14 protein-coding genes are annotated in these 11675 nt (G+C 26.0%); 5 read left to right on the forward strand and 9 right to left on the reverse strand.

The genetic code is table 11. The features are described from left to right. Positions 1–150: 150 nt before the first annotated feature. From ACPKM0_RS05385 to ACPKM0_RS05415, 7 genes are all read right to left on the reverse strand, one after another. Positions 151–1446, reverse strand: a complete 1296-nt coding sequence (locus ACPKM0_RS05385; RefSeq protein WP_472474036.1) for a hypothetical protein — start codon at positions 1444–1446, stop codon at positions 151–153. Between the two features lie 243 nt (positions 1447–1689). Then, positions 1690–2778, reverse strand: a complete 1089-nt coding sequence (locus ACPKM0_RS05390) for a 2,3-butanediol dehydrogenase (RefSeq protein WP_472474037.1) — start codon at positions 2776–2778, stop codon at positions 1690–1692. Between the two features lie 196 nt (positions 2779–2974). Further along, entirely contained in the window at positions 2975–3301 is a 327-nt protein-coding gene (locus ACPKM0_RS05395) for a nitrous oxide-stimulated promoter family protein (RefSeq protein WP_472474038.1), read from the reverse strand. Positions 3302–3430: 129 nt separating this feature from the next. Beyond that, positions 3431–4396: an AmmeMemoRadiSam system radical SAM enzyme gene (gene amrS, locus ACPKM0_RS05400; protein ID WP_472474040.1), complete on the reverse strand. Its 966-nt coding sequence runs from the start codon at positions 4394–4396 to the stop codon at positions 3431–3433. A 19-nt stretch (positions 4397–4415) separates the two neighbouring features. Further along, on the reverse strand, positions 4416–4940 hold the full coding sequence (gene amrA / locus ACPKM0_RS05405) for an AmmeMemoRadiSam system protein A (RefSeq protein ID WP_472474041.1): 525 nt from the start codon (positions 4938–4940) through the stop codon (positions 4416–4418). Beyond that, a complete protein-coding gene (amrB, locus tag ACPKM0_RS05410; protein WP_472474043.1) occupies positions 4937–5755 on the reverse strand; it encodes an AmmeMemoRadiSam system protein B in 819 nt (272 codons plus the stop codon). Before amrB ends, amrA begins: the two co-directional genes overlap by 4 nt. An 81-nt stretch (positions 5756–5836) precedes the next feature. After that, the gene (locus ACPKM0_RS05415) at positions 5837–5998 is read right to left on the reverse strand and encodes a hypothetical protein (RefSeq protein WP_472474045.1); all 162 of its coding nucleotides are present in this window, start codon (positions 5996–5998) and stop codon (positions 5837–5839) included. 100 nt (positions 5999–6098) lie between these two features. On the opposite strand from ACPKM0_RS05415, the gene ACPKM0_RS05420 reads away from it, so the two are divergent. From ACPKM0_RS05420 to ACPKM0_RS05435, 4 genes are all read left to right on the forward strand, one after another. Further along, positions 6099–6632 carry a dihydrofolate reductase family protein gene (locus ACPKM0_RS05420; RefSeq protein ID WP_472474047.1) on the forward strand — a complete coding sequence of 178 codons (534 nt, stop codon included), beginning with the start codon at positions 6099–6101 and terminating at the stop codon, positions 6630–6632. A 233-nt stretch (positions 6633–6865) separates the two neighbouring features. After that, entirely contained in the window at positions 6866–7711 is an 846-nt protein-coding gene (locus ACPKM0_RS05425; RefSeq protein WP_472474049.1) for a transporter substrate-binding domain-containing protein, read from the forward strand. Positions 7712–7744: 33 nt separating this feature from the next. Next, positions 7745–8542, forward strand: coding sequence for an amino acid ABC transporter permease (locus tag ACPKM0_RS05430; protein WP_472474051.1), 798 nt, complete (start codon positions 7745–7747; stop codon positions 8540–8542). Then, the gene (locus tag ACPKM0_RS05435) at positions 8542–9291 is read left to right on the forward strand and encodes an amino acid ABC transporter ATP-binding protein (protein WP_472474052.1); all 750 of its coding nucleotides are present in this window, start codon (positions 8542–8544) and stop codon (positions 9289–9291) included. Before ACPKM0_RS05430 ends, ACPKM0_RS05435 begins: the two co-directional genes overlap by 1 nt. 60 nt (positions 9292–9351) lie before the next feature. Here the strand turns inward: ACPKM0_RS05435 and ACPKM0_RS05440 are convergent, their stop codons facing one another. Both ACPKM0_RS05440 and ACPKM0_RS05445 read right to left on the reverse strand, forming a co-directional pair. Continuing rightward, a complete protein-coding gene (locus ACPKM0_RS05440; protein WP_472474054.1) occupies positions 9352–9783 on the reverse strand; it encodes a hypothetical protein in 432 nt (143 codons plus the stop codon). 321 nt (positions 9784–10104) lie between these two features. Further along, positions 10105–10269: a hypothetical protein gene (locus ACPKM0_RS05445; RefSeq protein WP_472474056.1), complete on the reverse strand. Its 165-nt coding sequence runs from the start codon at positions 10267–10269 to the stop codon at positions 10105–10107. Between the two features lie 250 nt (positions 10270–10519). Between ACPKM0_RS05445 and ACPKM0_RS05450 the strand changes: the two genes are divergently transcribed. Next, complete coding sequence (locus ACPKM0_RS05450) at positions 10520–11542, forward strand: ArsR/SmtB family transcription factor (RefSeq protein ID WP_472474058.1); 1023 nt, start codon at positions 10520–10522, stop codon at positions 11540–11542. Positions 11543–11675: the final 133 nt, after the last annotated feature.

Consider the following 11675-nt stretch of genomic DNA (forward strand, 5'->3'; position numbering starts at 1 on the left):
AAATTACCTCGATAATTATAATAATTATACTTCAAATACTTCTATTAAGCATTATAAATAATATATTTTTTAAATGGTATAATTAAAAAAAGCCCTTAAAATCTTATATTATTAAGATTAAGGGCTATGTAGATTTTTCTTTAAAACTTATTAATAATATAGTAACTCAAAGCTTCCTAGGCTTGAATTAAAACCAAATTGGAGATTATCTATATCATCAATATTGAGAGGCGAATTTAAAATTATTTTAGTAAATTCATCATTGATTGTTATCTCAGTTGTTCGTCCAGAACAATAAGTTCCATCAATAACATTAGATTGAATCCAAAACGTGTCTCTATTTATAAATTCATTTGCAATTTCACCTGATATGGATTCACCTGCTTCTTTCCAATTGAAATCAATTTCAGTTAATAAATCATTTTCTATAACAAAAGTAATGTATGGTAATGGAACTATAAATTCATCATCGTCATTTTTTAATTTGTAAAGAGAATAGATATATTGGCCTTTAGTTTTACCAGTATTGTCTTTTAATTTCCAAATACCTGGACTTAAAATATTATTATCATTAAAACTTTTGTAGTATTTAACTGAAGAAGAATTAGGATAACAAGAACCTAATTCATATTCAGTGTTCCCATCAGAGCTTTCTAGAGTTGCATCTCCTGAATTATTTAAATATGAATGAGTTATAAAATCTAGTCCATAGCTATCAATACTATATGTATAAGTATCATCTCCATTTACTACTTTATTTAAATTTCCTTTAAGGTTATATGATGATTTGCTAAAATTATGTGTGTCTAGATTAATATAATGATTTTTAATAATTTTTAGAGAGTCATCCATTTCGCTAATTACTTCTAATTCATTTATGTTATAAGAAAAGCTGGATGCAACATCTTCTAAACTTGTTTCAGAATTTACTTCATCTTCTATAGCTTCCATAGTTCCCAAATCTAAATTTTCATTTATTTCATCGATTGGGAACATTATTAATCCATCAAGACTAATATATCCAACTATTTGCTTTATTTTATCATCTTGAGATAAATCCATAACTAAAATTATGTATTTATCATAATTATTATTTATATTAACACTAAAACTTCCATCGTCATTAACTTCAAATTCACTCTTATCATAAAAAATATCAGGACTAATCGAAAAGTTATAATCAGAGTAGATTGGTAGTAACCAAAGAGTATAGTCTGTTGATAAAGTTGGACTTATAGCACGGCTCACTGCAGTTGGGAAATTTCCTTTTATATTTAGATTTTTATAAACAGAATCATCATCTTCATTATTTTCTGAAGTTGAATTATTAGTATTTTCTTGGTTATTTTCATTTTCAGTATTTGAAGTCATTGAAAAATCACAACTAATTAATACTACTAATAAAATATTTATTGTAATTAACAATAGGTATAGCTTTCTTTTCATCACAATCTCCTAGAACTTATATTAATAATATTATAAGTTAACTATTTTTCATTTATCAATATTTTTGACATTTAAAATGATTAATTTTTTAGTTTTTTTTATTAAAAAGAGGCTTTTATAATGTATTTGTTATTGTTTATTTTAAGATTTATACATATTTATATAAAAAAAATAGCCTTATTAGATTTTTTTATTTGTCTATTAAGGCTCTTTATTTAAAAATATAATTTAGTAATGTAATAATTATTTACCAATTTCATCTTTAATTGATGAATTTTCAGGTATTACTAAGATTTTTACATGCTTTTTCTTATCTGGACCTGTTAAAGTGCCAAAGCCTTCTTCAACAATATCATCTAAAGCTATTCTTTTTGTAATTAATCCTGTTGTATCAAGTTTTTTATCACCAATTAATTTAATAACATCAGCAAAATCATTATCATTATAACAAATAGTTCCAACAACATTTTTTTCTGTAAGTACTAAATCATTTAAGTTTACTTGAATATCATGTTCCCAAATACTAGTTATTACAAGCATCCCTTGGTTTCTAACACTGTTTAATAATAGTTGGTAGCATTGTTGAGAACCTGTTGTTTCAAAAGCAACATCTACCATTTTACCATTAGTAAGTTTTTTAATTTGTTCAACAACATCACATTCGTTTGGATCTAATACAATACAACCTTCGTTTTTAGCATATTCTTGTCTAATTGATTTTCTTTGTACAACATATATTTCACTAGCACCCATTGCTTTTAAACATTTGATTGTAGATAAACCGATTGTTCCAGCTCCTGATACAATAGCAGTTTGACCAGCTTTGAATTGACCTTTTCTAAGAGAATGGTATGCTACAGCAATTGGTTCTACTAAAGCTCCATCATCAAATGACATAGTATCTGGAATTTTGTGAACTAATTTTGCTTTAAATTTAGTATAATCTGAAAAAGCTCCATCTCCTGATAAGCCTTGGAATCCAATTGTATTACAAGTATTGTAGAAATCTTCTTTACAAGGTTGACAACTTTCACAGAAATAAAGAGGTTCAACTGCTACTCTATCTCCAACTTTTAAATTAGTTACATCTTTACCAATTTCACTAACTATACCAGAATATTCATGTCCCATTGTAATAGGAGCTTTTTGTTTTGAAACAGGATGAGCTTCTTTAATTGGAATTAATCCTGCATCAGCTAAATAGGAGTGTAAATCTGATCCACAGATTCCACATCCTTGTACTTCAATTACTACTTCATCATTTTTTGGTTCTGGTTTTTCAATATCCACAACTCTAACATCTTTAATATCAAACCATCTTGCAGCTTTCATTATTATTCTCCATTAATTATAAAACAATATTTTGTATTCAGTATATTGTTATCTATAAGTTTTTATCTAATATAATATAAGAATATGATTAATACAAGCTTAAATATAATGATTTTATAAAAAGTATAATTTTTTAAAGAATATTTTATATACAAAAAATAATTTTTTGTATAAAAATTAACAAAGTATAAAAAGTTTAATTTGAGGCTGATTTTATTTTAAAATAATAGAAATGTTTTAAAGTAAGAAGAGGATGGTGAAAAAGCATTCTAGGTCCTGAAAATCTCATAATTTTTTTTATTAGTGCGGATTCTTTTTCCCCGTAACAATGGATAGGGCAGTTAGAACAAAATGTTTTAGTTGCCATAAATGGGCAATTGTCTAATCGCTTGTAGGCATAATTTAGTATGTAATTGCAAGAAGGACATAGTTCTTTTGTTTTATGATTTTTTTTACAATAAATTGTAATCATTTCTTTAACTATTTTTTTTTCATTGTTTCGCTTTTCTTCAATATCTAGCATTTTTCTCTCTTTACTTTTTAATTTAGTATATATCAATTATACATCTGATTAAAAGTAAAATCTTAGATTTTAATTATATATGTTATTTTAAAATTATAATATTGACTGTTTTAAATGTTATAATTAGTTTTAATTATTATTAAATTGTCCATAAATTTCATAATTACAATATATGCATTTATTATTCTTTATATGGCTTTCAGTTTCTTTAAATATATTATCGCTGTTATTTCTATTTGATATTAATGTTTTATTACAATTTGGACAAATTGTTGGTGTAGATATTATAGAGTTACCGCCATATATATATGGTATATTAAATTGTTTTATTATTGATATTGTTTTTCTTAAATACTCTTCACTTGTGGCTTTTGTACCTTCCATTTTGTAATTAGGGAAAAATCTAGAAATGTGCCAAACTTTTACTTTTAATTTTTCTAAAGTCTTTGCAAGATTTACTATGATATCTTCAGTGTGATAATCTTCTAATAATAAAGAAGTAACTTCAACATGTTTTTTATTATCTATTAAATACTTTATAGAATTAACTACACAATCATAATTTCCTTTACATATTTCTCTATAATATTTTTCATCACCTTTTAAATCTATATTAAAAGCATCTATTAATGGTGATAGTCTTTCTAAAGCTTCAGTTGAAAAACTTCCATTTGTAACCATTATTGTTTTAATTGAATTTTTCTTTGCTAAAAGCGCACAATCTATTACATAATCTTGCCAAACTATTGGTTCTGTGTAAGTAAAACTTATTGATGGTGTTTTATATTTTTTTGCAAGTTCTATTAATTTAGTTGGGGGTATATATTTAGAAGTATTGGTTTTATCTGTTTGGGATATTTGCCAATTTTGGCAGAAATCACATCTAAAATTGCATCCAGCCTGTGCTATTGATAATGATTTTGTTCCAGGAAGAAAATGATATAGTGGCTTTTTTTCTATAGGATCAATTGCAATTGCTTCAATAAAACCATAATTAGTACTAATTATTTTATTATTAATGTTTTTCCTAACTCTGCAGTAGCCAACGTTATCTTTTTTGATATCGCAATGTCTATAACAAAAATTACATATCATTTTATTATCCTATATTATATTAACTAAATACTTCAGCTTGGAATGTTAAAAAATCTGCGTCTTTAGACTTGTAAGCATTTTTATCTAATCTTGCTTTTCTACATAAGGCTTTTAATAATTCATCTTTACTCCAACCAGTTTCATCTGCTACTTGAGGTAAAAAAACTGCTTTTTTATTATCCATTGCTATTATTATTCCATCTCTTGATAATTTAAATTCTGATAAGTCATTTATTAGTTGTGGTTCGCTTAATACAGAAATTTCTATATCTATAAATTCAAATTCTTCTTTAACTAGTGGGGGAAACCTGTAGTCATTAAATGCTGCATCTAGAGTTAAATCTATAATTTCTTGGTAAAGGGGTTTTATACCAAAGATATATCCTATACACCCCCTTAAAGAGCCTTTTTCTTTTAGGGTTACAAATGCTCCTCTCTGTTGATTAATTGAAGTTGCATCTATATCTTTATAAGATAAACCTAAGCTTTTAGATAAAGTGTTTTTAGAAAGCATTAATAATAAGTTTTTATCTTCTCTCGTCATTGTTTACTCCAGCCAAGTGTTAAATAGGAAACAAAATTATTATCGTATATAGTTTTCTCAAGAGAATTAGATTGACCTAAAATTTTTCCTTTTAAGTTTTTTATTCTAGCCATTTCACTTATTAATAGCATAGGAGCAATTCCACATATAGTTGCTTTATCATCATAAGAGATCTTTCTAGCCGAACTAATATCACCAACTATAAGTTTGTTTGCAATTTCTCTATCATAAATTGTAATTTTTTGTATTAATTCATCATTTATTTTATTACCAAGTGGAGTGTAGCCAAAATTTGATCCATAATGAGTAAAGTCACTACTTGCTATTACTGCAGTTGAATCATCAATATTTTCTAGAATCTTAGTTGCATATTCTTTTATGGTTTTTATATCAGTAAATTCATTTATGTGAGCACAACATAGTTTGGTATTCTTCATTTGTGCAATAAAGGGAAGGATCATTTCTACAGCATGTTCTCTAATTGTAGCATTTTCATAATGCTTTTCAAATATTTCTAAATTAAATCCTTTGATATCCCCATAAGGTGTTTCAAACTTTTCAAAGTTACCACTACCTATGATATTTTTTTTTAACATATAATAATGGGACGGGGTAATTAGTAATATCTTTTTTATATCTAGACTTAAATTATCAAATAATAATTTAATTAATGATGCAGAATAATGTAATCCAGCATGAGGGACAACACCAAATATGTATTTATTATCTTTGTTAGGTGTTATTCTCACAAGTTTATCTAATTCGTCATTATCACTAGGGTACCAAGTTCCTCTATATCTTAATTTTCTATACATATATTTATTATATCACTAAGTTTTATAAAAGAAAGATTTAGATATTTGAGTATTAAATAATAACTAAGAAATTAAGTAATATTAATTTCTTTGATTAAAGGGTCTTATTGCAACTACTATTATTCCAATAATCAATAAGAAAAATCCCCACCAAAAACCACCGTCATAACCTTTTGATTTATTAATACTACGTGTTATTAATCCACAAATAATGCAAAAAATAAGTCCGCCTGAAAATAACATAAAATATACCCCTTAGTTTTTTTATCTTAACATTGATAATTAATTTTTGTCAAAATAATGTATACTTAGTTATCAATGAAATAATATAAAGGAAGGGGTTATGTCTAATATTGTTTATATAGGTGTTAGTATTGATGGTTTTATTGCGGATAGAGATAATAAAATAGATTTTTTAGAAATAGTTGATAATCCAAATAATGATGATTTAGGATTTAATGATTTTATAGAAAGAATTGATGCTATCGTTATGGGTAGAAATACTTTTGAAACTGTTTTAAGTTTTAATATTGATTGGCCTTATCAAAAACCGGTATTTGTATGTTCTACAAAATTGAAAGAAAGCCCTCCCTCATTAATTAATAAAGTATTTATTATTAATAAAAATCCTAAAGATATCGTATCTTATTTAAATAATAAAGGATTTAATAATTTATATATTGATGGTGGGAATAATATACAAAACTTCTTAAGTGAAGATTTAATTGATGAAATGGTTATTTCACGAATTCCAGTTTTATTAGGAAGCGGGGTGCCTTTATTTAATTATCTACCAAAACATTTAGAGTTTAAAGTTGAAAAAGTAGATTTATTACTGAATCAAATTGTTTCAACGACTTATATAAGAAAAAAATAATCTGCTTCATATTATTTATATTTATTTAATTACTTTGGTATAAATTTACACTAATGGTAATTTTATATGCGCGATTTGTTATATTAATCAAAAATTTTCACATAATTATTAATATTGTAATAAACTGAAACATTTATGTTAATTTAATAACACTATTGACTAAAATATAACAATAAGTTATATTGGTTAAAAGTTAAGAAATTATACACTTATTCTAAATACGGGAGTAGAAAATGAAAAAATTATTAGTATTAACAATGGTTATGGCAATTAGTTTATCAACTATTTTTGCAAGTGGTTCTAGTGAAGAAGCTACAACTGAAAACGCTGTACAACCTTTAAGAGTTGCAATGGAATGTGGTTATGCTCCATATAACTGGACTCAAACAGATGATTCTAATGGTGCTGTTCAAATAAAAGATTCAAATGATTATGCATATGGTTATGATGTAATGATGGCAAAAATTGTTGCTGAGGGATTAAATCGTCCATTAGAAATTGTTAAATTAGATTGGGATTCTTTAGTACCAGCTGTTCAATCAGGAACTATTGATTGTGTTATTGCAGGTCAATCTCCAACTCCTGCTAGAAAGCAAATGGTTGATTTCACAGATCCTTATTATTATGCATCTGTTGTATGTATGACATTAGAAGATAGTGATTATGCTGATGCTACAGGAAAAAGTGATTTAGGTGGTGCTTCTTGTACTTCTCAATTAGGTACTTTATGGTATGATACTTGTTTACCTCAAATTGAAGGTGCTAATATTCTTCCAGCTCAAGAATCAGCTCCTGCTATGTTAGTAGCATTAAATAGTGGTAGAGTAGACTTTATCTGTACTGATATGCCAACTGCTCAAGCTGCTTTAGTTGCTTATCCTAATATGAAAATATTAAGTTTTGTTGGAACTGATGATGATTTCGAATTAAGTCAATCTGATATTGATATCAGTGTATCTGTTTCAAAAGATAATCCAGAATTAACACAAGCTATTAATGATATTTTAGCTACAATGGATGAAGATGACTATAATGAAATGATGGCTGAAGCAATTTCAGTACAACCATTATCAAACTAAAATAAAAAAAATATAAGATAGGAAGAGTTAATCATGAGTATTGCTGATATGAGCTTTATACAACGGATGATATATATCGTTCAAAATTACAGTGTATCTTTATTAAAAGGTGCTGGTGTTACAATGACTATTGCTATAATCTGTACAGCTTTGGGTTGTATAATAGGATTTGGCGTAGGTATTGTTCAAACAATTGAGTTAAAAAGGAATTCGAGCCCAATTAGTAGATTTTTAATAAAGCTTGTGAAAACTATCCTATCTATATATGTTGAGTTCTTTAGAGGGACTCCTATGATGCTACAAGCTGCCTTTATATTCTATGGTTTTAGTCAATTATTTGGTATTAACCTTGGAATGTGGAGAGCTGCTATATTAATTGTTTCAATTAATACAGGTGCATATATGGCTGAAACTGTAAGAGGTGGTATCCTCTCTGTTGATATTGGACAAACTGAAGGTGCTAAAGCTATTGGTATGAATCACTTTCAAACAATGACTAATATAATATTGCCACAGGCCCTTAGATTAATAATGCCACAAATAGGTAACAACTTAATTATTAATATTAAAGATACTTGTGTATTATCTATTATTGGAACAGTTGAATTATTCTTTACCTTTAAAAGTATCTCTGGTGCATTATATACTTACTTTGAAGCAGCAACAGTAACTTTGATTATTTATTTTATCTTAACCTTTATCAGTTCAAGAATAATGAGATGGTTAGAAAATAAAATGGACGGTCCTGCTAATTTTGATTTAGCAACAACTGATACACTTGCTTATACTAGTGGATTAAATAAAGCTGCAACAACAAGGGAGAGACTATAATGAATGAAATATTAAATATTAAACACTTATCCAAAACTTTTGGAAATAATGAAGTTTTAAAAGATATTGATTTTACAGTTAGTAAAGGGGATGTTACCTCCATTATTGGAGCATCCGGAAGTGGTAAATCAACACTTTTAAGATGTATTAATCTTTTAGAAACTCCAACTTCTGGTGATGTTCTATTTCATGATGTTAAAGTTGCTGAAGGCGGAATGAAAGAAGAAGATTATAGAGCAAAAGTTGGTATGGTTTTTCAATCTTTTAATCTTTTTAATAATCACTCTGTATTAAGCAATTGTATGCTTGGTCAAATAAAGGTTTTAAAGAGAAATAAAGAAGAAGCAAAAGTTCAAGCTCTTAAATATTTAGAAAAAGTAGGAATGGCTCCTTATATTAATGCTAAACCTGCACAACTTTCTGGTGGACAAAAACAAAGAGTAGCTATAGCTAGAGCTCTTGCAATGGATCCAGAAATATTATTGTTCGATGAACCAACCTCAGCGCTTGATCCTGAAATGGTAGGTGAAGTTTTAGAAGTAATGAAAACCTTAGCAAATGAAGGTATGACTATGCTTGTTGTAACTCATGAAATGTCATTTGCTCGAGATATATCATCACATGTTGTATTCATGGCTGATGGTAAAATAGAAGAAGAGGGTACTTCTAAAGATATTTTCTATCAACCCAAAAGTGCAAGAACAAAAGAGTTCTTAACTAGGTTTAGAGAAGATAAACAATTAGATTAATTATTTATATAAAAAAAAGAAGCAAATTTATTTTTGCTTCTTTTTTTATAAGGTATTAAATTAATCCGCATCAACTTCTTCAGCCTTTTGACCGTCTTCTATTACGAAAGAGTCAAAAGGATTATCTCCATATCCTTTATATTTTACTGTGAAATTAGCCCCATCATCATATTCGATATATGTGTCTTCTTTTTTGTCATAGTTATCCGTATCAACATATATAGTTAAATGTAAGGTAGCCTCATTAGCTAAATTAGGTAGATTAAAAGTTACTTCTTCATCTGGTGCGACACTTACTCCAGTATCTAATGCATCATAAATTATTGCCATTTTTGAATTTGCAGCAGCATAAAGTTCAACTTCAATTGAAGATATTGTTTCATCACTATCATTTAATATAGTCATTTGTGAATCACTTGTAGTAAATAGACTACAACTGCTTAAGACGAATGCTAATAGTAAAGTATTTAGCAAAACAATTTTTTTTTTCATAAATAATACTCCTTTTAGTTTTTTGTTTATGATATATGTTGGTAATTATACAATAAAATAGCCATTTGTAAATAATTTTATTATATCAATAATAAAAACAATATAAGGAATTTGTATTTATAATTTCAAAAATTGCTTATTATTTATTGTAATTCTATATCTTAGTAAGAGTTATTTAAGAAAGAGATTGTTGTTAAAGTAAATAAAGTTTAATAACAATAAATAAAAAAATATTTTATTTTAAGTTAATGTTTCTATCTTTGAAAAATTATACATAAATAATAATTATTGTAAAAAATAAATAGATATTTTAAATTAACCCTAGTTTTTAGGTTCATTAAGATGTTTTATAACTAAAATTGAATTAATTAATTTTGTAAATAATCTTTTATTATCTTTTTTTATTTTGCAAGCTGAACACGATCTAATAATTTCTTCAGAATGACTTTTTGTCATAATTTCAATTTCATGAATAGAATAATACATTATCTTTCTCCTTTAATATATATTACATACTTATATTAGATATTATTCTAATATAAGTCAAGTTTAATTTTACAATATATTAGATTATTTTCTAATATATTTGATATTTATTGTTAGAATACATTTAGAATTTTAATAAAATTAAATATATAGCCCATTTTTATAGAGATTATGACAAAATAACCAATATGTATTAGATTGATTTCTAATATATCTTGTTAAATCTAATTTTATATACTATAATTTATTTATGAAATTAATTAATAATGAAGCTGTAGATTTTATATTTGCAATGAATCGGTTTGGGATTAGAAATAAAGAAATACATTTAGAATATCCATCGATGGAAGAAATAAAAGAGTGGTGTATTGAATCTGAAAAAAAGTTATCTCCTTTTTTATTAAATGATATTACTCTTATCTTTGAAAAAACTATTATTATATCTTTATATTTTTTTATAAAAGTTCATGAAAATAATAATATTAAAACTGCACAAGATTTTTTATCTTTTTTAGATTCATTTGAAGCTAATCAGTTTAAATCTGATATAATAAATAGATTTTTAGATAAATCAATTAATGAACTAACTGTTGATAATATTTATAATCAAATAATTAATGATGGTTTACATCCAGGATATGATGAGAGAGAGGAAGCTGAATTATTATTTGGTTTCTTAAATGAAAGTGATAATTTTTTAAATAGACTTAAAAGTACTTATGATCAATTCTATAATTTTGTTTATAAAGAAAGTAAAGATAAGTTTAAAAAAATAGAAACTGAAAAATACAATTGGCATTTAAAAAGGATGAATGACAATGCTATTAATTATTTAAAAGATTTAGGCTTAAATAGTATTATTAATGAAATTGAAAATGTCGAAAATTTACATTATTATTTTTCATTTTTTGCAGATAATGATGTATCAGCACTTTGGGATTCAAAAAATATAATAATTGGAGCTTCAACCGATAATCGAATAATTCAAAAATCAGCAAAAAAGAAAACTGAATTATTGTTTAATTGTTTAGGCGATCCAAAAAGACTAGAAATTCTTAGATTAACTTCAAAAAGACCTTGGTATAGTAGTGAACTTGCATCTCATTTTAATTTAAAACCTGCAACATTATCTTATCATATTAGTAAATTAGTTGATGCTGATTTATTAACTATACAAAAAGGTAAATCAAAAAGGTTTTATTACACATTAAATAAAGAAACTTATAAATCTTATTTAGAGTTTGCTTCACAAGATTTATTAGGAGTATACTGAGACGAGTTACTAGACAGCAAAAAAATAATTTCACGAATCCTTGTTAGTTTATCCCCAAAGGAATAATATATTAATTATGGGTAGAAAAAGAAGGACAATAAGCAAAGACACTAAACTAAAGGTTGCATTAGAA

The organism is Pleomorphochaeta sp., from assembly GCF_050031695.1.
GTDB lineage: Bacteria > Spirochaetota > Spirochaetia > Sphaerochaetales > Sphaerochaetaceae > Pleomorphochaeta.